Annotated in this window: 24 protein-coding genes and 2 pseudogenes; 12 read left to right on the top strand and 14 right to left on the bottom strand. The window is 72.8% G+C overall.

The window, feature by feature from the left end:
* From OG624_RS04690 to OG624_RS04700, 3 genes and pseudogenes are all read right to left on the bottom strand, one after another.
* Entirely contained in the window at positions 1-933 is a 933-nt protein-coding gene (locus tag OG624_RS04690) for an ABC transporter permease (RefSeq protein WP_033213802.1), read from the bottom strand.
* Positions 921-1,754 (bottom strand): annotated as a pseudogene (locus tag OG624_RS04695) (ABC transporter permease); the annotation flags it as partial. The pseudogene OG624_RS04695 and the gene OG624_RS04690, both read right to left, overlap by 13 nt.
* Positions 1,755-1,773: 19 nt before the next feature.
* A complete protein-coding gene (locus OG624_RS04700) occupies positions 1,774-2,937 on the bottom strand; it encodes an ABC transporter substrate-binding protein (RefSeq protein WP_033213806.1) in 1,164 nt (387 codons plus the stop codon).
* Positions 2,938-3,140: 203 nt separating this feature from the next.
* Here OG624_RS04700 and OG624_RS04705 point away from each other — a divergent pair, with 203 nt between their 5' ends.
* The gene (locus tag OG624_RS04705) at positions 3,141-3,899 is read left to right on the top strand and encodes a GntR family transcriptional regulator (protein ID WP_033214273.1); all 759 of its coding nucleotides are present in this window, start codon (positions 3,141-3,143) and stop codon (positions 3,897-3,899) included.
* A 5-nt stretch (positions 3,900-3,904) separates the two neighbouring features.
* On the opposite strand, the gene OG624_RS04710 is transcribed toward OG624_RS04705, so the two are convergent.
* Positions 3,905-4,843 carry a reductase gene (locus tag OG624_RS04710; protein ID WP_371639121.1) on the bottom strand — a complete coding sequence of 313 codons (939 nt, stop codon included), beginning with the start codon at positions 4,841-4,843 and terminating at the stop codon, positions 3,905-3,907.
* 71 nt (positions 4,844-4,914) lie between these two features.
* Between OG624_RS04710 and OG624_RS04715 the strand changes: the two genes are divergently transcribed.
* A complete protein-coding gene (locus OG624_RS04715) occupies positions 4,915-5,832 on the top strand; it encodes a LysR family transcriptional regulator (RefSeq protein ID WP_371639122.1) in 918 nt (305 codons plus the stop codon).
* A complete protein-coding gene (locus tag OG624_RS04720; protein WP_371639124.1) occupies positions 5,829-7,166 on the top strand; it encodes a hypothetical protein in 1,338 nt (445 codons plus the stop codon). The genes OG624_RS04715 and OG624_RS04720 overlap by 4 nt, the downstream gene beginning before the upstream one ends.
* 17 nt (positions 7,167-7,183) lie before the next feature.
* Here OG624_RS04720 and OG624_RS04725 read toward each other — a convergent pair.
* Positions 7,184-7,387 (bottom strand): annotated as a pseudogene (locus OG624_RS04725) (response regulator transcription factor); the annotation flags it as partial.
* Between OG624_RS04725 and OG624_RS04730 the strand changes: the two are divergent.
* Both OG624_RS04730 and OG624_RS04735 read left to right on the top strand, forming a co-directional pair.
* Positions 7,308-7,532 carry a hypothetical protein gene (locus OG624_RS04730; RefSeq protein WP_371640936.1) on the top strand — a complete coding sequence of 75 codons (225 nt, stop codon included), beginning with the start codon at positions 7,308-7,310 and terminating at the stop codon, positions 7,530-7,532. The pseudogene OG624_RS04725 and the gene OG624_RS04730 overlap by 80 nt on opposite strands.
* 176 nt (positions 7,533-7,708) lie before the next feature.
* On the top strand, positions 7,709-9,187 hold the full coding sequence (locus OG624_RS04735; protein ID WP_051762133.1) for a condensation domain-containing protein: 1,479 nt from the start codon (positions 7,709-7,711) through the stop codon (positions 9,185-9,187).
* 23 nt (positions 9,188-9,210) lie between these two features.
* Here OG624_RS04735 and OG624_RS04740 read toward each other — a convergent pair whose 3' ends face one another.
* The 4 genes from OG624_RS04740 to OG624_RS04755 form a co-directional block, all read right to left on the bottom strand.
* Positions 9,211-9,885 (bottom strand): hypothetical protein, encoded by a 675-nt coding sequence (locus OG624_RS04740; protein ID WP_033213815.1) that lies wholly within the window; start codon positions 9,883-9,885, stop codon positions 9,211-9,213.
* Entirely contained in the window at positions 9,882-10,640 is a 759-nt protein-coding gene (locus OG624_RS04745) for a TetR/AcrR family transcriptional regulator (protein ID WP_051762135.1), read from the bottom strand. Before OG624_RS04745 ends, OG624_RS04740 begins: the two co-directional genes overlap by 4 nt.
* Before the next feature lie 127 nt (positions 10,641-10,767).
* The gene (locus OG624_RS04750; RefSeq protein ID WP_371640832.1) at positions 10,768-11,988 is read right to left on the bottom strand and encodes an RNA polymerase sigma factor; all 1,221 of its coding nucleotides are present in this window, start codon (positions 11,986-11,988) and stop codon (positions 10,768-10,770) included.
* Between the two features lie 67 nt (positions 11,989-12,055).
* Entirely contained in the window at positions 12,056-12,415 is a 360-nt protein-coding gene (locus OG624_RS04755; protein WP_033213820.1) for a YciI family protein, read from the bottom strand.
* A 301-nt stretch (positions 12,416-12,716) separates the two neighbouring features.
* Here OG624_RS04755 and OG624_RS04760 point away from each other — a divergent pair, with 301 nt between their 5' ends.
* The gene (locus tag OG624_RS04760; RefSeq protein WP_030722855.1) at positions 12,717-13,082 is read left to right on the top strand and encodes a DoxX family protein; all 366 of its coding nucleotides are present in this window, start codon (positions 12,717-12,719) and stop codon (positions 13,080-13,082) included.
* 5 nt (positions 13,083-13,087) lie between these two features.
* Here OG624_RS04760 and OG624_RS04765 read toward each other — a convergent pair whose 3' ends face one another.
* Positions 13,088-13,357: a hypothetical protein gene (locus tag OG624_RS04765; RefSeq protein WP_161289346.1), complete on the bottom strand. Its 270-nt coding sequence runs from the start codon at positions 13,355-13,357 to the stop codon at positions 13,088-13,090.
* 118 nt (positions 13,358-13,475) lie between these two features.
* Here OG624_RS04765 and OG624_RS04770 point away from each other — a divergent pair, with 118 nt between their 5' ends.
* Entirely contained in the window at positions 13,476-13,814 is a 339-nt protein-coding gene (locus OG624_RS04770) for a thioredoxin family protein (protein WP_033213826.1), read from the top strand.
* Here the strand turns inward: OG624_RS04770 and OG624_RS04775 are convergent.
* Complete coding sequence (locus OG624_RS04775; protein ID WP_371639125.1) at positions 13,732-14,844, bottom strand: BtrH N-terminal domain-containing protein; 1,113 nt, start codon at positions 14,842-14,844, stop codon at positions 13,732-13,734. The genes OG624_RS04770 and OG624_RS04775 overlap by 83 nt on opposite strands.
* Before the next feature lie 141 nt (positions 14,845-14,985).
* Between OG624_RS04775 and OG624_RS04780 the strand changes: the two genes are divergently transcribed.
* Positions 14,986-15,339, top strand: a complete 354-nt coding sequence (locus OG624_RS04780; RefSeq protein WP_033213828.1) for a DUF1304 domain-containing protein — start codon at positions 14,986-14,988, stop codon at positions 15,337-15,339.
* Positions 15,336-15,980: a TetR/AcrR family transcriptional regulator gene (locus tag OG624_RS04785; RefSeq protein ID WP_161289350.1), complete on the top strand. Its 645-nt coding sequence runs from the start codon at positions 15,336-15,338 to the stop codon at positions 15,978-15,980. The genes OG624_RS04780 and OG624_RS04785 overlap by 4 nt, the downstream gene beginning before the upstream one ends.
* A gap of 79 nt (positions 15,981-16,059) precedes the next feature.
* On the opposite strand, the gene OG624_RS04790 is transcribed toward OG624_RS04785, so the two are convergent.
* Positions 16,060-16,266 carry a cold-shock protein gene (locus tag OG624_RS04790; RefSeq protein WP_033213830.1) on the bottom strand — a complete coding sequence of 69 codons (207 nt, stop codon included), beginning with the start codon at positions 16,264-16,266 and terminating at the stop codon, positions 16,060-16,062.
* Between OG624_RS04790 and OG624_RS04795 the strand changes: the two genes are divergently transcribed.
* Positions 16,253-16,378, top strand: a complete 126-nt coding sequence (locus OG624_RS04795) for a hypothetical protein (RefSeq protein WP_266359756.1) — start codon at positions 16,253-16,255, stop codon at positions 16,376-16,378. The two genes, OG624_RS04790 and OG624_RS04795, sit on opposite strands and share 14 nt — an antisense overlap.
* Positions 16,379-16,507: 129 nt before the next feature.
* Here the strand turns inward: OG624_RS04795 and OG624_RS04800 are convergent, their stop codons facing one another.
* A complete protein-coding gene (locus OG624_RS04800; RefSeq protein WP_371639126.1) occupies positions 16,508-16,876 on the bottom strand; it encodes an HGxxPAAW family protein in 369 nt (122 codons plus the stop codon).
* Between the two features lie 108 nt (positions 16,877-16,984).
* Here OG624_RS04800 and OG624_RS04805 point away from each other — a divergent pair, with 108 nt between their 5' ends.
* Entirely contained in the window at positions 16,985-17,479 is a 495-nt protein-coding gene (locus OG624_RS04805) for a MarR family winged helix-turn-helix transcriptional regulator (protein ID WP_030722875.1), read from the top strand.
* 72 nt (positions 17,480-17,551) lie between these two features.
* Positions 17,552-19,030, top strand: coding sequence for a DEAD/DEAH box helicase (locus tag OG624_RS04810; protein ID WP_078908897.1), 1,479 nt, complete (start codon positions 17,552-17,554; stop codon positions 19,028-19,030).
* Positions 19,031-19,113: 83 nt separating this feature from the next.
* Here the strand turns inward: OG624_RS04810 and OG624_RS04815 are convergent, their stop codons facing one another.
* Positions 19,114-20,064, bottom strand: a complete 951-nt coding sequence (locus OG624_RS04815; RefSeq protein WP_033213835.1) for a class I SAM-dependent methyltransferase — start codon at positions 20,062-20,064, stop codon at positions 19,114-19,116.
* Between the last annotated feature and the right edge of the window lie 146 nt (positions 20,065-20,210).

A 20,210-nucleotide genomic window follows, 5' to 3' on the forward strand; every position in this document is an offset into this window, starting at 1 on the left:
TCAGGACTCCTTGCGGGAGGTGGTGGCGGGTGCGGCCGCGGTGGTGGAGGGTGCGGTCCCGGCCCGGGAGAGGGCGATCAGCAGCAGCCAGGTGATCAGGAGGCTGAGGATGGACACGGCCACCGACATCCGGGCCTGCGCTCCGGAGATCGAGACGATCCACACCGCGAACGGCTGGAACCCGAGGAGGGAGGCGATGGTGAACTCGCCGAGCACCAGGGCCAGGGTCAGGAAGGCGGCGCCGGCGAGCGAGGCCCGCAGGTTCGGCAGCAGGACGCGCCGGACGACGTACGGCCAGCTCGCGCCGCAGCTGCGGGCGGCCTCCACGAGGGTCGGTACGTCGAGGGCGCGCAGGCCCGCGTCGAGGGAGCGGTGGACGAAGGGGAGCGCCAGGACCGTGTACGCGAGGACCAGGACGACGGGGAACTTCTCGTTCTGGACGGCGATGAAGGTCTGGTAGAGCGGGGTCCGCGACAGGTGTTCCGGCCCCCAGCGCAGCACGGTGGTGATGCCGGTGACCAGCGCGATCGGCGGCACCACCAGCGGCAGCATGCACATCACCTCGACGACCGGACGCAGCCGCGGCGGGCCGATGCGTACGGCCACCAGCGCGGGCACGGCGAGCAGCAGCGACAGGGCGATGGTCGCGGCGGCGAGGCCGAGGGAGAGCAGCAGGCTCTCGGTGAAGCCGTCGGCGGAGAGCAGCTCGGTGTACGCCTCGAAGGTGATGCCCTGGCCGGGCACGTGCACGGTGAAGACGAAGGAGGCGACGAGCGGGATCAGGAAGTAGGCGCCGGCGAGGGCGAGGACGGCTCCGCGCCAGATCCGGGGGCGGGGCCGGCGGGCCGGGGTCCGTGCGGGGGCCCCGGTGTCCGGTCGCCCGGTGTCCTCGGTGCGGTCGGGGTACCGGGTGGTCGGGGTCATCGCAGCCATCGGGCGCTCCGTCGCTGGAGGGGCAGGTAGACGGCCATGACCAGGCCGGCGATCAGGATCATGTCGAGGCCGAGGGCGAGCGCCACGTTCTCCTGGCCGGTGAGCACGTTCCCGGACAGCGCGTCCGCGATCTTGAGCGTGACCAGGGGGACGGAACCTCCGACGAGGGCCGCGGCCGTGGCGTGGGCGGCGAAGGCCGTCCCGAAGAGCAGTACGAACCCGCCGAGCAGGGACGGCGCGAGCACGGGCAGCCCGACGTGGCGCCAGAACTGCCGTCCGGTGGCCCCGCTGCTCTGGGCGGCCTCGCGCCATTGCGGGCGCAGTCCGTCCAGCGCCGGGGCGATCACCAGCACCATCAGGGGGATCAGGAAGTACAGGTAGACCACGGTGAGGCCGGTGAAGGAGTACAGGTTCCAGCCGAGGGTGGTGAGGTCGGCGAGCTGGGTGACGACGCCGGAGATCCCGACGGTGGCGATGAAGGCGAACGCGAGGGGTACGCCACCGAAGTTGGCGAGCACCCCGGAGGCGGTCAGCGCGGCGCCGCGCAGGCCCGCCGAGCGGGAGGTGACCACGGCCTGGGCGATCACCACGCCGAGGACGCCGCCCACGAGTGCGGTGAGGGCGGAGAGCTGGACGCTGCCGATGAGGGAGCCGAGGTAGGGGCCCTGGAGGGAACGCGCGAGGTGCTCACCGGTCACCTGGGTGGCGCCGCTCGCCGGGTCGGTGCGGGTGACCGCGCCGTAGGCCATGGCGCCGAGCGGGATGCCGAAGCAGAGCCCGGTGAAGGTGAGCAGCGGGAGGGTCGCGAGCCAGGTGCGCGGGGGGTGGTGGTGGAGGACATCAGGAGAGGGCCTTGTCCCACTTCTCGGCGAGGGTGGCCTTGGCCTTGTCGAGCTCCTCGGAGGCGGGGAAGGTCGGGGTGCCCTGGACCTGCGGGAGCTTGGCGACGGCGGCCTGGTCGGCGGTGCCGTCCTGGGTCATGCCGGGGAGCAGGACCGGGCGGGCGTAGCCCTTCAGCCAGAGGTTCTGGCCCTCGGCGCTGTAGAGGAACTCCAGCCACAGGCGGGCGGCCGCCGGGTTCGGGGCGTCCTTGTTGATGGCCTGCGAGTAGTACTGGGCGTAGACGCCGTCGGTGGGGACGGCGACCTTCCAGTCGACGCCCTTGCCCTTGAACTGGTCGGCGTAGCCGGCGTTCAGGTAGTCCCAGTCGATGGAGATGGGCGTCTCGCCCTTCTCCACGGTGGCCGGGGTGGACTCGACGGGGATGAAGTTGCCGCTCTTCTTCAGCTGTCCGAAGAAGTCGATGCCGGGCTGGATGTCGGCGAAGGAGCCCTTGTTGGCGAGGGCGGCCGCGTAGACGCCGCCGAAGGCCGAGCCGGACTTGGTGGGGTTGCCGTTGAGGGCGACCTTGCCCTTGTACTCGGGCTTGAGGAGATCGGCGAAGGTCTGCGGGCAGGTGGGGATCCGGGCGGCGTCGCAGCCGATGGAGACGTAGCCGCCGTAGTCGTTGGTCCAGCGGCCGTCGGCGTCCTTCTGGGCGGCGGGGATCCTGTCCCAGGCGGTGACCTTGTAGGGGGCGAAGAGGTTCTCGGCCGCGCCGCTGCGGGCGAAGGCGATCCCGAGGTCGAGGACGTCGGGGGCGCGCTTCTGGCCCTTGCGGGACTTGACGGCGGCGATCTCGTCGGAGCTGGAGGCGTCCGGGTTCTCGCTGTTCACCTTGATCTTGTACTTGGCCTCGAAGGCCTTGATGATTTCGCCGTAGTTCGCCCAGTCCGGCGGCAGCGCGATCACATTGAGCTCGCCCTCCTTCTGCGCGGCGGCGGCGAGGGCCTCCAAGGAGCCGAAGTCGGCGACCGAGGTCGCGGCGCCCGGCTGCACGCCGTTCTTGGCGCCGTCGGCGCCGCCGGACTTCGGGTCGGGGGCGGCACCACACGCGCTGAGCGTGGTGAGTACGGCGGCGCTGAGCAGAACGGCCGCACCGCGACGGGCGGAGGAACTGAGCACGGTCTCTCCCGGAGACGAGGGTGGGTTCACTTGTCTGAACAAGTTGGCTCCAGTTCGCCCGGGTCCGCTGTACGGACGGTGAACGGCGCCTGTCCCCGGGAGCACCACTCGAAGAAGAGAGAAGAATGACCGGAAGAAGCCGTGACAGAACCTGTTGGAATGATCATGGGAGACCGGTGCACGGCGAACAGGGGGCGAAGGGCATGAGTACGAACGCGGGCACGGCCAGGTACCTGGAGATCGCCGAGGCGCTGCGGCGGGCGATCCTCTCGGGCGAACTCCCGGTGGGGGCGCACCTGCCCTCCGAGAGCGACCTGGCGGCCCGCTGGTCCGCGTCGCGCGGGACGGTCCGCCAGGCGGTCGCCACCCTCGCCGCGGAGGGGCTGATCGGCTCCCGCCAGGGCGCGCGGCGCATCGTCCTGCGCCGCGAGCGCCGGCACAGCTTCGGCGAGCTGAACAGCTTCGCCCAGTGGGCCGAGGGGCTCGGGCACCGGGCCGCCAGCCGCTTCCTGACCCGCACCCGCAGGCCCGCCACGGCCGAGGAGGCGGAGCGGCTCGCGCTGCCCCCGGGTACCGGGATCCTGGCCGTGCTGCGGCTGCGACTGCTCGACGGCGAACCCACGATGGTGGAGCGGACCGCCTACGCCGACTGGGTCGCGGCGGCCGTCGAGGCGCTACCGGTGGACTGCCGCTCCGTCATGGACAGCCTGGCCGAGGACTCGGGGGTCACCGCCCACTACGGCGAGCACCTCATCGACGCACTTCCGGCCGGCAGCGAGGACGCCCGGCTGCTCCAGATCCGGCGCGGCGGCCCGCTGCTGCGCCAGCGACACGTGTCCGCGACCGCCACCGGCCGCCCGATCGAGTGGTCCGACGACCGCTACCGGGCCGGCAGCGTGACCTTCAGTGTGAGCAACTCGTCGGTAGCAACTCCCCTGGAGCGACGCGTCGGAGACCAGTGACCGCGTCAACCGGCCGCGCGCGCGGTCTCGTGCGCGGTCTCGGCGATCGCCCCGGGCAGCCAGTCGACGACCCGGCCGAAGTCGAAGCCCAGCGCCGAGGCCCGGCCGTTGTCCATGGCGTAGGCACGGTCGAAGGAGAAGGGCGAGGCCGCGACGCCCTCCCCCACCACGCTGTACCGCGGGTCGCGTCCGACCTGCGCCGCGACCGCCTCGCAGAGCGCGATCACGTCGGGCGCGCCGTGCGAGGCCGCGTTGACGGGCCCGGTGAAGGTCTGGTCCGCGGTCCAGTACAGGAAGGCGGCCATCTCCTGGTGATGGATGAACGAGGTGGCGTACGGGGCTTCGTGGACATCGACGGCGGTCCCGGCGGCGATCCGCTCCACGTAGTGCGCGAGCCTCCCGGTGAACTCCGCCGGGCCACCGCCGAGGACGTGCGCGGCGCGCACGCCGACGTACGGGAAGGCCGGGTCCCGCAGGAAGACGGCCTCGGCCTGCCGTTTCCCCTCGGCGTAGACGTACGCGGGCCAGTCCCCGGGCGGCCGGCCCGCCGCCCCCGCGAGCGGCAGTCGGACGGGATCGAGCGAGGCCTCGGCGACGGGGACGGACACGGGGCCGGCGGGGACGGGGAGCGTGGCCGGGTCGTAGACCTCCATCGTCGAGGTCATGACGTAACGCCCGGTCCGCCCGGCGAACACCCGCCGGGCGACGGCGGCCTGGAGCGGTGTGTAGCAGACCTGGTCCACGACCACGTCGAAGTCACGCGGACCGAGCGCCGTCCGCAACGCCGCCTCGTCATCGCGGTCGGCGACGAGCCGGCCGACGCCGGGCGGGGGTGCGCCGGAGCCCCGGTTGAGGACGGTGACCTCGTCGCCCGCGTCGCGTGCCCCGGTGACCAGGGACTTTCCGAAGTACCGGCTGCCGCCGATGACAAGAATCCGCTTCATGCGTTCGACTGTGCCGCTGTATCGTCCCCAGCGGAACCGGCCAGCCGCTGAACGCATCGTAAGGAAAACTGATGATCGATGTGCAGCGGCTGCGTGTCCTTCGGGCGGTGGCCGAACACGGCAGCTTCAACCGGGCCGCCGGCGCCCTGCTGGTGACCCCGTCGGCCGTCTCGCAGCACATCGCGGCGCTGGAGCGTACGGTCGGCCACCCGGTGGCGGTACGCAGCACGCGCGGGGTCACCCTCACCGAGGCCGGCCGGCTGCTGGTGGAGGCGGCCGAGTCGATCTCCGCCGAGCTGGACCAGGTCCGCCACGCGATCGACCGGCTCACGGCGCAGCGGCCGCGCCTGACCGTCGCCACCTTCACCAGCGGGGGCCGGCACCTGCTGCCCGCGGCGCTGGCCCGGTTCGTGGCGGAGCACCCCGAGGTGGAGCTGACCGTGCGGGAGAGCGAGCCCGAGGACGCGGTGCCGATGGTGCGCGGCGGCGCGGCCGATCTCGCGCTGGCCTACCACTTCGACGGGCCGCCGCCCGTACGCCCGGGTGAGCGTCCGGGGCTCGACTGGGTTCCGCTGATGGAGGATCCGCTGTGGCTGGTGCTGCCGCGCGGCCACCGCCTCGCGGACCGGACATCGGTGGACCTGGCCGAACTGGGCGCCGACCGCTGGGTGCTGGGCTGCCTCAAGACGGAGGCCTTCCTTCGCCGGTACGCGGAACTCTGCGGTTTCGACCTCCGGGTGGCGGCCTCCACCACCGACTACTTCTTCGCTCAGACGCTGGTCGCGGCGGGCGTCGGCGTCTCCCTGATCCCGCACGTCTCACTCGCTCCGACCCAGGAGTCGGCCGTGGTCCGCGTCGAACCCCCGCGTCCCGCCCGGCACATCGGGCTCGTCCTCCCCCGGCGGCGTCCACAGCCCCACGCCCAGGCGTTGGCCGCCGCCCTGACCGCTGCCGCTTCGACCCACGCCCCGACCGGAGAGCGCCCTTGAACCCTCTTCTGTGCGCACTGGCCGCCAATCCGGCGCTGCCGCCCGAGCTCGTCGACCGGCTGCTGACGCTCGCGCTGGAGGAGGCGAGGGCCGACCCCGCGTCGCAGTTCGCCGATGACCTGCTCCACGGCCTCGCCGACCGCGCCGATCTGCGCCACGACCAGATCCTGGAACTCGCCGCGCTCTCCGACACGATGGCCCGGTACCTCGCCTACGGAGGGACGCTCGACGCCGCCGATGTGGATCCCGGGTCCATGCCGAACGCGGCCGTGGCCCTCCTCGACGAGCGCCGCGGGAACCTCGCGTGGGCCCGCTTCCTCGCCACGCACCCGGACCCGCAGATCCGCTGGAAGCTGGCCTCCTGTCCCGGCCTGCCGCAGGACGCCGTGGACCTGCTCGCCGCCGACCCCGACGAGGAGGTCGTGAAGGAACTGGCGCTCTGGACGGACTCGCCCGTGACCGCCCGCCTCGCACTCCACCCGGATCCCGAGGTCCGCATCGCGGCGGCGGCCAACCCGTCCACCCCCCTCGAAGCCGTGATCGTCCTGGCCGCGGACCCCGAACTGACCCTGAAGTGGACGCTGTCCGAGCGCACCGATCTGCCGCAGGCGCTCTACGCCCGGCTGGCCGCCGACCCGCATGCCGGGGTCCGGGCCACGTACGCGAGCAACCCCGGCATCGGCCAGGAGCTGATCCGCGTACTCGCCGCCGATCCGGAGCTCCAGGTACGGCGAGCCGTCGCGGAGCACCCGCGGATACCCCTCGACCTGCTGGCCGAGCTGGTCGTCGGCGACCGGGCAGGGTGGAACCTGCTGCCGCGCATCGCCGCCGCCACACCCGCCGAACTCACCGAGCCGGCCGGCTCCCGCCACGCGGCCGTACGGATGCTCGTGGCACAGCGGCGCGATCTGCCCCCGCATCTGCGCGAGGCGCTGGCGGTCGATCCGGACGCGTCCGTGGCCCGGGCCGTCGCCCCGCACCCCGGGCTGTCCGAGGAGTCGCTGCGCGCCATGGTCGCCCGGCACGGGGTGCAGGTCCTCGCCGCGGTGGCCGCCAACCCGGACGCGTCCGGTCCCCTGCTGGAGTACCTGACGCAGCATCGGCCGGGGGTACGGAGGGTGCTCAAGGAGGTCGCCGAGCACCCCCACGCGACGGGCCCGGCCTTGCTCGCCTGCCTGGCGGACCGTACGTCCCGGCCGCTGGCGGCCGCCCACCCGGCGCTGCCGCCCGAGGCCATCACCGAGCTGCTCGCCGACGAGGACCATCAGGTGGCGGAGGCAGCGGCGGGCAACCCCTCGCTGCCGCGCGCCGTGATGCTGGAACTGATGCCCTGACGGCCCGCCGGCCGGGATCACCCCGCCGGCGCCGGCGGGGGTCCCGGACGCGGAGCCGTGACCGATCCCGGTGTCACCAGGCCCGTCTCGTAGGCGAGGACGACGGCCTGGGCCCGGTCGCGCAGCGACAACTTCGCGAGGATGCGGGCCACATGGGTCTTCACCGTCGCCTCGCTCAGCGTGAACGCGCGCGCCGGCTCGGCGTTGGAGAGCCCGTGCCCCATCAAGGCCGTCTGGGACGCCCCGCTGCTGGCCGGCCTGCCGGCGGCGGGGGCGGCGGGGGTCGCGATCGCCGTCCTCGGCGCACTGGTTCCGGCCCGCTCGGCCGCCCGTATGACGATCGCGTCGGCGCTGCACACCGAATAGGTCGTGTCCCGCGGCGGGTCGACCCGCGGGCCGTCGGAGCCCCGGCCACCCACCTGAACCCCCGGTGAACTCCCGCCGACGCCCCGCGGCCGGACCGGGCCGAGTGAATTCGTCACTTCCCCGGGCCGGGGGTCGTTAGGGCCTGGGGGTTGACTCGGGGGCGAAGGGATGACGGAATGCGGCAGTTTCCTCTGGAGATGCACCACATGGCACCCGGTCGGGTGGTCGAGTGGCGGCTCAGGTCCACGGCGGCGGAGGCCGCCGACACGGGTGACCCGGTGGGCAGGAAGGCGTCCTTCAACCAGGACAAGCACTTCACCGTCGCCGAGGAGAGCAGGGCCGCCGACGACCCGGTCGCGTCCTGGGTCGCGGTGACCTTCGAAGTGGCCGGTCCGCTGGACGAGGGGGCGCTGGCGCAGTCCCTGCTCTCGTTCGTGCAGCGGCACGAGGTCCTGCGGTGTGCGTTCCGCCGGCTGGCGGGCGAGGTGGCCTGTGAGCCCTTCGACCCCGCCTCGCTGGCCCTCGAACCCCAGCAGGTGGCCGCCTTCGAGACCTCCGACCTGCTGCGCGAGTTCCTCGTCGAGCGGTTCAAGCGGAGCATCGACACCCTCTCCTGGCCGCTGTTCATCATGGGTGCGGTGGAACGTGAGGACTCCGCGACGGTCTACCTCGCCTTCGACCACATCGTCTGCGACGGCATGTCGATGCCGATCGTGGCCCGCGAGGTGTCGATCGGGTACGAGGCCCTGTGCCGCGGCGAGAGCGTCGAACTGCCGCCCGCGCCCAGCTATCTCGACTTCGCCGAGGAGCAGCGCCGGCGCTACCTGTCCATCGACGCCCGCGACGAACGCCTGGACTACTGGAAGGCGTTCATGGGGGAGGCCGGCGAGTTCTTCCCGCGTTTCCCCCTCGACCTGGGCGTCGAGCCGGGCCGGATGTACCCGATCGTCAACGAGGCCTCGACCCTGCTGGACGCCGCCGAGGCCGAGGTGTTCGAGAAGACGTGTCTGGCGGTCGACGGCAAGCCGTTCATGGGGGTGCTCGCCTCGGTCGCCGTCTGTCTGCGCGAGGCCGGCGGTCCGGGCGTCTACCGCGGTCTGATGCCGGTCAGTGAGCGCGGCCGGGACACCTGGGCGCATTCGGTGGGCTGGTTCGTCAACACCCTTCCCATCGAGTTCGACGCCTCGCCGGGCCGGGACTTCGCCCAGGTCATGGCTTCGGTGCGGGCCGGGTTCGGCGAGATGATGCGCCATCTCGACGTGCCGTTCGTGCGGGCATGGGAGTTGTTGGCGCCCGAGGAGTTCGCCGCCCGTTCCTGGCCGCACCCGGTGAACTTCTTCTCGTACATCGACATGCGCAAGTGTCCCGGGGCCGAGCGTCACGAGGACTGGCGGCCGACCACCCATGTGTGGTCGGCGCGCGCCAACGGGGCCTGTTCGTGGTTCCAGCGGGACACCGAGGGGCTGCACATGAACTCCCTCTACGTCGACACCCCGGCGGCCCGCCGGACCATGGGCGACTTCCAGGAGGCGCTGCGCCTCACCGTGCAGGAGATCTCCCGGTCCGGCGGGTTCCGTCGGCCCATCGCGCTGACCGCGCCGCGGCGGTCCGTACGGACCCCGCTGGACGTGGCGGCGTTCGCCCGCCGCGGCTGAGCCGCGCCCCCGGGTCGGGCCGGTCAGGCCGGTCGGGCCGCCGCCCGTAGGCCGGCCGCCGAGGTGCGCCGCAGCACGGCGATCCCGACCGCGAACGCCCAGTAGACGAGGAGGGCGGCCGTCAGCGCCGTGTTGCCCCAGCCCACGGCGCTGTAGAAGCGGGCGGCGTCCGTCCCGAAGAACAGTGAGGGGACGAAGGCGAGGTTGACGGCGGCGACGGCGTAGGCCGTGTACCCGGTCCAGCGGGGCAGGATCCCGGCGCGCAGGATCGCGTACCCGGCGGCGGTGAGCAGGACGGCGGTCAGCAGCCGGGCGGCCGAGCCGTGCAGCAGCATGTTGGCGTGGGCGAGCGGGCCGTCCACGGTCGGGTCGAGGCCTCCGCCGGGGTTCTCCAGGACGATGCCCGCCTCGACGGACGCGGCGACCAGGGTGATGGTCACGTAGGCCAGGCCGGCGCCGAAGACGAGGCCGGCCGGCCCGTCGAAGGCGGGGCCCGCGCCGCGGATGACGTGGCGCAGGCCCGCGAGGAAGACGAGCAGGGCGGCGCAGGTCAAGAGGTTGAGGAGGATACGGGCCAGGACGTTGCCGGCGGGCGGCGGTCCGGAGTGCACGAAGTACAGCGGTACGGCGACGGCGGCGAGCGCGCCCGCCGTGACGCCGCAGATGCCGGTGAGCCTTAAGAGGTGTTTCTCGTTCATCGGTTTCCGTCTTCCTCTCGTGCGGGTGGAGACTTCTCGATTCCGTCGAGCAGGCGCGCGATGCCGCAGGCCACGATCGGGTCGACGGCGCCGTCCTCCTCCTCGTCCAGGCCCGCCTCGCCCGCGAGCGCGCACAGTGTGGGGAAGTTCCCGGGGTCGAGGCGCTCGGCGAGGATGCGTCCGTACGAGGCGGCGCCGGCCGGGTCGAGTTCGGTGGCGACCCTGGCCAGGTCGCGCACGGCGCCCGAGATGAAGGTGGCGAGCGGGATCAGCTCGTCGCGGGCGGCGCCGGAGCGGGCGAGCGGACTCAGCAGTGCCTCGAACCAGGCGAGTTGGTTCGGTCCGACCGGGGCGCTGACCGTGGGGACCCGCACCATCCACGGATGGGCGCGGTACGTCGACCGGAGAGCGTCGACCCAGGCCTCCACCTCGGCGCGCCAGCCCGCCCCGGTGGCTGCGGGCGGGCGGCCGCCGGCGGTGTCGGTCATGGCCGCGAGCAGGTGTTCGCGGCCGGGCACGTGCCGGTAGAGGGCCATCGCCGTGCAGCCCAGCTCGGTGGCGACGCGCTGCATCGACAGTGCGTCCAGCCCGTCGGCGTCGACGACGGCGACGGCCGCGTCGACGATCCGGCGCGGGGTGAGGCGCGCGCGGCCCTCGGCCGTCCGTTCGGCGTCGACCCGCCACAGCAGGTCGGCGACGGTGTCGAGGTCGGGCGGTGCGGTGGATCCGCTCGGCCCGCGGGGCTCACGGGGCATCGAGGCCCCTCCTCTCCGACCACGACCACTCGGGCGCGCATGTTTATGACATACACAAAGTATATGACGTAAACATACGCGGCAAGGGTGCGGCCGTGCGAGGGCGGTCCTCGGGTCGCGGTGTCGCTCAGAGGCGGGCCGCGCGGCCCAGCAGCAGGGTGCGTTCCCGTGCGTTGCGGGTGAGGGAGGCCGCCCGCTCGAACTCCGCGCGGGCCTCCTCGTTCCGGCCCAGCCGCTCCAGCAGGTCTCCCCGTACGCTCGGCAGCAAGTGGTAGGCGCGCAGGGCCGATTCCCGGGCCAGGGCGTCGACCAGCGGCAGGGCCGCCGCCGGGCCCTCGGCCATCGAGACGGCCACCGCCCGGTTGAGTTCCACCACCGGGGACGGGATCAGCTGGACGAGCCGCCCGTACAGCGCGGCGATCCTCGGCCAGTCCGTGTCCTCGTAGCGGACCGCCGCCGCGTGGCAACCGGCGATCGCGGCCTGGACGGAGTACGGGCCGTTCCCCGCCCGGCCCAGCGCCCGGGCGCCCCGGTGGATGAGCATGCGGTTCCATCGGGACCGGTTCTGGTCGGCGAGCAGCACCGGCTCCCCGTCGGGGCCGGTGCGGGTGGCGATCCGGGAGGCCTGGAACTCCAGCAGCGCGGCCAGGCCGTGCGCCTCGGGCTCCTCGGGCATCAGGGCGGCCAGTACGCGGGCCAGGCGCAGGGCGTCCTCGCACAGGGCGGGCCGGACGAGGTCGTCGCCGGCGGTGGCCGAGTACCCCTCGTTGAAGACGAGGTAGATGACCTCCAGGACCGAGGAGAGACGCGCTTCGCGGTCGGCGCCGTACGGGACCTCGAAGGGCACCCCGGCCTTGGCCAGGGCCCGCTTCGCCCGGACGATGCGCTGGGCGACGGTGGCCTCGGAGGCGAGGAAGGCGCGGGCGATCTCCTGGGTGGTGAGCCCACCCATCAGACGCAGGGTGAGCGCGATCCGGGCCTCGGTGGCGAGGACGGGATGGCAGGAGGTGAAGATCAGGCGCAGCAGGTCGTCGTCGATGTCCTCGGGGTCGGCCGGCTCGGCGGGCGGGGGCACGTCCTCCAGGCTCCGGCCGACCTCCGCGAGCTTGCGCGCGTAGGTCTCCTTGCGGCGGACGAGGTCGATCGCGCGGTGCTTGGCGGTGGTCATGAGCCAGGCGCCGGGCCGGTCCGGGACCCCCGCCCGCGGCCACTGCTCCAGCGCCGCGACGAGGGCGTCCTGGGCGATCTCCTCGGCGATGCCCACGTCCCGCACGACACGGGCGACCGAGGCGATGATCCGCGCGGACTCGATCCTGAACACCGCTTCGACCGCCTGGGCCGCACTCACTGCCGTCACGGCCACCCATCAGAGCAGCCGTGACGAGGCAGGGCAAACGCGGCGCGGACGCGCGGGATCACATCTCCTGGATCTCCCGGACCTCGGCGCTGATCTTCCATTCCACCGGGTGGATCTCCAGGAAGCGCCGGGTCCACTCGATGGCCTCGGCCTTGTCCTTGCACTGACTGAGGGAGTAGCCGCCGACGACCTCCTTGGTCTCGGTGAAGGGGCCGTCGGTGTAGCTGATCTTCCCGTCGGACCAGCTGAGGCGGGTGGCCTCGGAGGTGGGGAGCAGTCCGGCGGTGTCGAGCATGACGCCGGCCTTGGTGATCTCCTCCAGGAGGGCGCCCATGCGCTGCTCGAACTCGGGCGGGAAGGCGGTGTCGGCGGGCAGGTCCTGCTCGTTGATACGGATCATCGTCAGGAAGCGCGGCATGGTGACTCCTCGGTCGGGAGGGCGGGGACTCTCCCCGCCTCTCACCCTTGCGTCGAACGGGAGACGCCCGGATCGACAGCCTCCGGGAAATTCTTCGAAGATTTTCCCGGGGCCGCCACCGCGGCCCCCCGTCCGGCCGCGGATCCGGGCCACCCGGGTGGCCCGGACCAGGGCGTTCGGGCAGTCGGACCGGGGTGTCACGGCCGGCGCTCGCGGGGCCCGACCGCACGGCCGCTCGACCGCACCAGCGGCTACTCACGAGTAGGATCGCGGCCCCGGAAACCTTCGAGAGGACCCCACGATGCCCCGCGCCTCCTCCCCCCTCCTGCTGGCCGGCCTGCTGGCCACGGCGGCGGTCGCCCACGCGGCCGCGCCCGGGAAGTTCGACGCGACCGTGCCCCGTTCGCTGCCGGGCAGCCCGCGCGCGTGGACGTACGCGAGCGGGGCGGCCGAACTGGCCCTCGCCGTCGGCGTCGCCCATCCGCGCACCCGCCGGGTGGCCGCGCTGGCCACCGCGGCCTTCTTCGTCGGCGTGTTCCCGGCGAACGTGAAGATGGCCGTCGACGCGCGCCACGGTTCCCCCCGCACCCGGGCCGTGACGCTCGGCCGACTGCCCCTGCAGGTACCGCTGGTGCTGTGGGCCCGCAAGGTGAGCCGGGACGCCTGAGACCGTCAGCGACTGTCTCCCGTCCAGTCCCAGTGGCCCGGGTCCCCCGCGCGGCGGCGGTAGTGGGCGCGGCCGCCCGCTCCGTAGCGCCCTATCTCCGTCGGGAGCCTGGCCTCCTCCGCGAGCTGGGGCGCGCTCCAGCCGGTGACGTCCAGGAGGAGCCCGTCGAGCGGCCCGCCGACCAGCTCGCCGTAGGTGTGTCCGGGGCGCGGTCCTGGGTCGGGGTCCTCGTGGTCGGCGCCGTAGACCCGGCGCCGCAGCATCCTGTCGTCCATACCGCTCAGCTTCACAGCCACCACTGACAACGGACCCGGCGGCCGCGGACCGGTGCGGCGGCGATGATGGGGGCCGCCCTCCCGATCCGGGGAGGCGCACGAGCGAGGAGCGACACGTATGGCACGTCGGGTGCACCAGCCACTGGAGAACCAGGAGTTCGACTTCATCCTCTCGATGACGACCGGACCCGTTCTCGCGTACTTCTGCGGCACCTGGCCCAAGGCCGTCGAGGCGTGCCGCGCGATGGACTCCGTCGTGGGAGAACTGGTCGAGGAGTACGGCACACGGTTCACCGCCGTGCGCACCGACATGACCCGCTGCCCCGAGCCGACCAGGCGTTACGGGGTGACGGGCGCACCGACCGCCGTCCTCATCAAGGACGGCGAGGCGGTCGCGAGCCAGGCGGGACCGATGACGCGCGAGGAGTTCCGCGCGTTCCTGGACGCCCACCTCTGAGCCCGGGGGTTCGGAGCAGGGTGACGGCCCGGCGTTCCAGGGCGAGGGCGCCGTCCACCAGGGCGGCGAGCTCGTCGAAGAGGGCGCGTCGCCCGGGGGCGTCCGCGTCCGGGTCGGCCGCGCGCGCCAGTTCCGCGAGCCGGGACCAGTTGCCGGCCGCGTCGCGGAACAGGGCGGCCGCCTCCGGTCGTCCCGCGAGGTCGAGGAAGTCCGCGTAGAGCGGGCGGGTGGCGCCGGGAGCGGTCCATTCCTCCTCCAGGCACGCGTACAGCCGCCGGGTCCCCGCGAGGAACGCCTCCGGGGAGCCGAACCGGCGCTCCCAGCCGGTCCTGGTACGGACGTCGCGCAGCTGGGCGGCGAGCTTCTCCATGCCGGAGAAGCCGAAGTTGACGTCGAACCTGTTGCCCAGCACGGGCCCGGTGAGGCGCGCGGCGGTGGCGGCCACGGCCCCGTCGATGTCGGGGGCTCCGACGGCGGGGCCGGTGGGTACGAGCATCCGGTGACGGCCCTTGCGGTGGCCGGTCCAGGCCTCGCCGAACTCCCGCTCCGCGATCCGGTAGGGGGCGGGGGCCCCGTCCTCGACGTGGAGGATGTCGCCCTCGTACCCGGCGAGGACCACGGTGTACGGATCGGCTCCGGACATCTCGTCCGGGATCCCGCCGTGCCAGGGGAGCCGGGACCGGTCGACGGCGCAGAACACCGGCCGGCCCGCGTCGAGGGCGGCGTGCACGCGGTCCCAGCGGGGCCGGGAGCTGTGGGTGACCTCGTAGGGGACGCCGAGCCGGTCGAGGGCGGCCTCCACCCAGGGGTCGGGGTGGGCCTGGGCCACGATCGTCAGCAGAGGCGGGTGCCCGGCGTACTCGAAGACGAAATACATGAAGCCGATGCCGCCCGCGAGGCCCGCGACCAGTTCCTCCTCGTGCACGCTGCCGAGCGCGTGCCGGACGAGGGAGCTCTCACGGTGCCGCCCGGTGCCGAAGTCTTCGTAGAGGAGTCCGGTGGGCTTCGGCAGGGGTGCCTGCTCGGTCATCGGGCCAGCGTAGCCGCGGGGGCCGACAGCCGGACTTCCTGTACAGTTGTCCAGGAAGTACGACCGGTATACCGGTCGGTACTTCGCCCCGCACACCGAGCACACCGACCCGTACACCGACCCCGAGAAGTGGAGGCGGCCATGCACACGGTCGCTCAGATCCTGATCGGCCTCGTGGCCGCCCTGCACGTGTACTTCATGGTTCTGGAGATGTTCCTGTGGCAGCGGCCCCCGGGACGCGCGCTGTCCGGCTTCGACGCGGACACCGCCCGCCTCACCGCGCCGCTCGCCGCGAACCAGGGCCTCTACAACGGCTTCCTCGCCGCCGGCCTGGTCTGGTCGCTCGTCATCGACTCGCTCGCCACCCAGATCTTCTTCCTCGTCTGCGTGATCGTCGCCGGGGTCTACGGGGCGGCCACCGCCAACCGTCGGATCCTGGTGGCCCAGGCCCTGCCCGGGGCCCTCGCCCTCGGCGCGGCGCTGCCGGCCGCGTGAGCCCGGAGGAACCGCGCACGGAAGGTCCGCGCACGCAGGACCCGCGCGCGGAGGACCCCCGTACGGCCCGGACGAAGGGGCGGCTGCGGACGAGCCTGCTGGCCGAGTGCGCCGACCGGCCGCTCGCCGAGGTCAGCGTCTCGGCGGTGGTCCGCCGGGCCGGCGTCGGCCGGGCCACCTTCTACCTGCACTACGAGGACCTCACCGCGCTGGCCGTGGACGCGTGCGCGGACGTGGTGCACGCGGCGGTCGACGCCCTGCACGCCTGGCAGACCGGCCCGTCACCGCTCCCTCCGGTCCGGCCCCCCGCCGCGCTGGCCGCCTTCCTGTCGGAGACGGCAGGCCGGGCGCCGCTCTACCGGACCTTGCTGCTCCCGGGCGGCGACGGCCCGCTCGGCAGGCGCCTCCACCGGGAACTGCGCGCCCGGGCGGTGGCGGAACGCGCGGCGGTGGGCGCCCCGCACCCCGAGCTGGTCGGGTCGGCGGTCGCCGCCGCGTTCACCGGCGTCCTCGCGGACTGGCTGCACGAGGACATCCGGGCGGATCCGGAGGCCTTGGCGGACCACCTGTGGCGGCTGCTGATGGCCCTCCATCGCGCGATCGGGCCCGGCGGTGGACCGAATCCGTCGCGGACGCGGTAGCGCGGCAGGCCGGGACGCGCGAAGCCCCGCCGGGCGGACCGGCGGGGCTTCGCGTCACGGGCTCGGCCCGTGAAGTGGGCTACCTGAGGGGAACCACCTTCTCGGCCTGCGGGCCCTTGGGCCCCTGGGAGACGGAGTACTCGACGCGCGCGTTCTCCTCCAGCGACTTGAACCCGGTGGTCTCGATCGCGGAGAAGTGCACGAACACGTCGGGGCCGCCGTCGTCCTGCTGGATGAAGCCGAACCCCTTCTCCGAGTTGAACCACTTCACGATGCCTGTTGCCATCTGGCTGATCCTTCACAACGTTCCACTGCGGGCCGCACACGCGGCCGTCTCGATCCTGCCCAACGGTCCCCCGGAGCACACGCTGAACGCGGCCGACCGGGTCAAGCCGTAGATTCGAACTTGTGGCCGCCTCGTCCGTGAAACGAGGGAGCGGATCACCCGGAAGCCCTTCGAGGAGCCCTTCAGGAGGCCTTCGGGGGCACTTCAGGAGTCACCTCGGGAGACCTCGGCGCCCACGTGTTCACGCACCGCCGTCCGTGGCGGGCAGGGACGCGGTGGTTCGAGACGGCAGGGCCGCCGCGCGGGCCCGCCGCGGGCCTTTGGCCCGGCAGCCGAGGCAGTCGGCATGCCCCGCGTGGGCGCCCGCGTCCCGGACGCGCCAGTCCCAGTCGGCCTCGGGCCGGGGTCCGCTCGGCTTGCCCCATCCGGCGAGATGCAGCACCCAGGTGACGATCCCGGCCACGACGACGACGCCGAGGCCGAGCCAGATCCCGGGGAACCAGGCCGCGCACACGGCGGCGCCCGCTCCCGCGAAGCCCAGCAGGGCCAGGGTGGTCCCGGTCCAGCCGGCCACCGTGTGGCCGAGGTCTACGTGGCCGTGCGCGCTCATGATTCTCCCTGGTCCGACCGTCAGCAGTACGCTCGCAAGAGCGGGAAGCTTATTTCGCGAGGTAAGCATCTCACTCACTAAGTAACTTAGATCCTAAGGAGTATTTGGGTGCAGGGCAAGACCCGCCCCCCGGCCACGGCCGGCGAGGCGATTGCGCGCATGGACCAGTACGTCGCCCTGGGCATCGTCGGCCAGCAGGAGGTGGCGCAGCTGCTCGGGCTCAACGTCACCGACCTGACCTGCCTGGGGCACATCCTCGGCGCCGGAGAGACCCCGCTCGCCGCCGGTGATCTCGCCGGACTCCTCGACCTGACCACGGGAGCCGTCACCGGGGTGCTCAACCGCCTCGAACGCGCCGGGTACGCGCGGCGCGTCCCGGACCCGGCCGACCGGCGCCGGGTCCGGGTGGTGGCCGACCCCACCGCAGCCGCGCGGGTCATCGCCGTGTACCAGCCGATGTACGACCGGCTGGCCACCCTCTTCGCCGACTACACGCCCGACGAGATCGCCGTGATCGCGGACTGGTTCGGCCGCGCCGCGGTCGAGATCCGAGCCCACTGCGCCCAGGTGCGGTCGGGGGAACTGACCGCCGGGGAGGTTTAGCCCCCGCTGGTACCATGGGCGGTTGACCATCTTCTTTTCTTCCCTCCCTCTTTCTGCTTCGAAAGGTCCTGCATGAGGAATCCGTCAGCTCATGGGCGCTTCGGTGTGAAGGGCGGTGCCAAGGCCGGTGCCCGAACCCCCGCCAAGGCCGCCCGGACCCTCGGCCCGCAGGGTGAGTTCACGATGCACGCGCCGAAGGAGCCCGCGCTCGCGCCGGTGAAGTCCTTCGCCGAGCTCGACCTGCCCGCCCAGCTGGTGGAGACCATGGCCTCGCTGGCCGTGACGGAGCCGTTCCCGATCCAGGCCGCGACGCTCCCGAACGCGCTGGCCGGCCGGGACGTCCTCGGCCGTGGCCGGACGGGCTCGGGCAAGACCCTCGCCTTCGGCCTGGCGCTGCTGGCCCGTACGGCGGGGCAGCAGGCGGACCCGAAGCGGCCGCTGGCGCTGGTCCTCGTACCGACGCGCGAGCTGGCGCAGCAGGTGACCGAGGCGCTGGAACCCTATGCCGCGGCTCTGAAGCTGCGGATGGCCACCGTGGTCGGCGGGCTGTCCATCGGCCGCCAGGTCAGCTCCCTGCGCACCGGCGCCGAGGTGGTGGTGGCCACCCCCGGGCGGCTCAGCGACCTGGTGGGGCGGCGGGACGTACACCTGGAGCGCGTGAAGATCACCGTGCTCGACGAGGCCGACCAGATGTGTGACATGGGCTTCATGCCGCAGGTCACCGAGATCCTGGACCAGGTGCACCACGCGGGACAGCGGATGCTGTTCTCGGCGACCCTGGACCGGAATGTGGACCAGCTCGTCCGGAAGTACCTGAAGGACCCGGTCTCGCACTCCGTCGACCCGCAGGCGGGCGCGGTGTCCACGATGGACCACCACGTCCTGCACATCCACGCGGCCGACAAGGTCTCGGCGGCGACCGAGATCGCGGCCCGGGACAACCGGGTGCTGATGTTCCTCGACACCAAGCACGGGGTCGACCAGTTCGTGAAGCACCTGCGAGCCATGGGCGTACGGGCGGAGGGCCTGCACAGCGGCAAGTCGCAGCCGCAGCGCACCCGGACCCTGGCGCAGTTCAAGACCGGGGCCGTCACCGTCCTGGTCGCCACGAACGTCGCGGCGCGCGGCATCCACATCGACGACCTCGACCTCGTGGTCAACGTGGACCCGCCCGCCGACCACAAGGACTATCTGCACCGGGGCGGCCGTACCGCCCGGGCCGGCGAGTCCGGCCGGGTCGTCACCCTCGTCACCCCGAACCAGCGTCGGGACATGGTCCGCCTGCTCGCCGACGCCCGGATCCGGCCGACGATCACGCAGGTACGGTCCGGTGAGGCCGCACTGACCCGCATCACCGGCGCCAAGGCCCCCTCCGGGGTACCGCTGGCGGGTTCCGCGCCGACCGACGCCAAGGGCAAGCCCTCGGGCTCGGACCTGGCCTTCCGCGGCATCGGCACCCGCCCGGGCCGGGGCAAGGAGTCCCGCAAGACGATCGAGGCTCGCCAGCAGGCCGAGGCCCGCCGTGCGGCCCGGGTGCGCCGAGGCATCTGACCCGGGTACGCCTGCCCCACGTACGCCAGGCCTGCGCGTTCCCCGGACCGGATCCGGTCCGGGGAACGCGCAGGCCTCCGGTGTCAGCCCCTGCGGCGGCGGTTGCGCGCCACGATCGCGCGGGTGACCACGGGCGGGAGCAGGTCCTTGGCCAGCTTGCGCCAGCGGGCACCGGGCCTGGGCGGGACGGGCCGCTGCGCGGCGGCGGGAGCGGGCGCCGGAGCCGGTTCCGCCGGCGGCGCAGGGTGCAGTGGCTGCGGGGGTGCCGGTGCGACCACGCCCTCGTCCCCGATGCGTACCAGGGGGCGTCCGTCGATCACGTCCACACCGTGCCAGAGGTCGCTGCGCCCCTCCAGCCACGCGAGCAGGGCGGTCTGGTGGGGCTCCGGGTCTCCCCAGGTCGCGTAGAGCTTCGAGCCCGAGACGCAGATGGGGTGCAGGTCGCCCGTGACCACGGCGCTCCAGACGGCGGCCGCGACGCCGGGGCAGTGCTCGGAACGGTAGTCGTCGAAGACCACCACCGCGTCCGGGGTCGCGACGAGACGCGAGGACGCGATGTCCGTGGCGACGTGCTCGTACAGGTGCGAGGCGTCGACGTGCACGAACCGGCAGCTCGTCGGCTTGACCCGGTCGGCGACGACCGAGGTGGGGGCTTGGATCAGCGTCGGCAGCGCCTCGTGGAAGGCCAGGTAGTTCGTCTCGAAGCCGCGGCGCGTGAGCGTGGGGTAGGAGCTGCGGTTCTCCGCGACGTTGAAGTCGTCCGTCGCGGGCGAGTCGAAGAGGTCACAGACGGTGAACTCCTCGCCGGGCCGGAGGTACCGGCCGAGGAAGATCGCGCTCTTGCCCATGAAGGCGCCGAGCTCCAGCAGGTCGCCCGGCTGCCCCTCGCTGCTGTTCTGTCGTGTCAGGAACCAGTCGAAGAGCACCTGGTCGTACGCCGAGAACCAGCCTTTGACCTCGTCGTACGTGGTGGGCACGGGCGGGGTCGGCTCACCGTCGGGGGTCGTGACGGAAGCTTGTGAAACGTGCGGCACGGAGAGTCGTCCTCCAGCGAAGTGGCGTCGATTTTCACGCTGATACCCGGCCGGGTAACGGCACCCTACGCCCTGGATCGACGTGTGACGAGATGTAAACGCGATCATCATGTGATTCCGGTTGCCCTGCCTGTCCTGTGCTGGGT

Origin of the sequence: Streptomyces virginiae (assembly GCF_041432505.1) — a bacterium.
Classification (GTDB): Bacteria; Actinomycetota; Actinomycetes; order Streptomycetales; family Streptomycetaceae; genus Streptomyces; species Streptomyces virginiae_A.

Coding starts and splice junctions, on each gene's coding strand:
- OG624_RS04690 (WP_033213802.1), bottom strand. CDS start 933: ATGGCTGCGATGACCCCGACCACCCGGTACCCCGACCGCACCGAGGAC.
- OG624_RS04705 (WP_033214273.1), top strand. CDS start 3,141: ATGAGTACGAACGCGGGCACGGCCAGGTACCTGGAGATCGCCGAGGCG.
- OG624_RS04710 (WP_371639121.1), bottom strand. CDS start 4,843: ATGAAGCGGATTCTTGTCATCGGCGGCAGCCGGTACTTCGGAAAGTCC.
- OG624_RS04715 (WP_371639122.1), top strand. CDS start 4,915: ATGATCGATGTGCAGCGGCTGCGTGTCCTTCGGGCGGTGGCCGAACAC.
- OG624_RS04730 (WP_371640936.1), top strand. CDS start 7,308: ATGCGGGCCACATGGGTCTTCACCGTCGCCTCGCTCAGCGTGAACGCG.
- OG624_RS04735 (WP_051762133.1), top strand. CDS start 7,709: ATGCGGCAGTTTCCTCTGGAGATGCACCACATGGCACCCGGTCGGGTG.
- OG624_RS04740 (WP_033213815.1), bottom strand. CDS start 9,885: ATGAACGAGAAACACCTCTTAAGGCTCACCGGCATCTGCGGCGTCACG.
- OG624_RS04745 (WP_051762135.1), bottom strand. CDS start 10,640: ATGCCCCGTGAGCCCCGCGGGCCGAGCGGATCCACCGCACCGCCCGAC.
- OG624_RS04755 (WP_033213820.1), bottom strand. CDS start 12,415: ATGCCGCGCTTCCTGACGATGATCCGTATCAACGAGCAGGACCTGCCC.
- OG624_RS04760 (WP_030722855.1), top strand. CDS start 12,717: ATGCCCCGCGCCTCCTCCCCCCTCCTGCTGGCCGGCCTGCTGGCCACG.
- OG624_RS04765 (WP_161289346.1), bottom strand. CDS start 13,357: ATGGACGACAGGATGCTGCGGCGCCGGGTCTACGGCGCCGACCACGAG.
- OG624_RS04770 (WP_033213826.1), top strand. CDS start 13,476: ATGGCACGTCGGGTGCACCAGCCACTGGAGAACCAGGAGTTCGACTTC.
- OG624_RS04775 (WP_371639125.1), bottom strand. CDS start 14,844: ATGACCGAGCAGGCACCCCTGCCGAAGCCCACCGGACTCCTCTACGAA.
- OG624_RS04780 (WP_033213828.1), top strand. CDS start 14,986: ATGCACACGGTCGCTCAGATCCTGATCGGCCTCGTGGCCGCCCTGCAC.
- OG624_RS04795 (WP_266359756.1), top strand. CDS start 16,253: ATGCCTGTTGCCATCTGGCTGATCCTTCACAACGTTCCACTGCGGGCC.
- OG624_RS04790 (WP_033213830.1), bottom strand. CDS start 16,266: ATGGCAACAGGCATCGTGAAGTGGTTCAACTCGGAGAAGGGGTTCGGC.
- OG624_RS04800 (WP_371639126.1), bottom strand. CDS start 16,876: ATGAGCGCGCACGGCCACGTAGACCTCGGCCACACGGTGGCCGGCTGG.
- OG624_RS04810 (WP_078908897.1), top strand. CDS start 17,552: ATGAGGAATCCGTCAGCTCATGGGCGCTTCGGTGTGAAGGGCGGTGCC.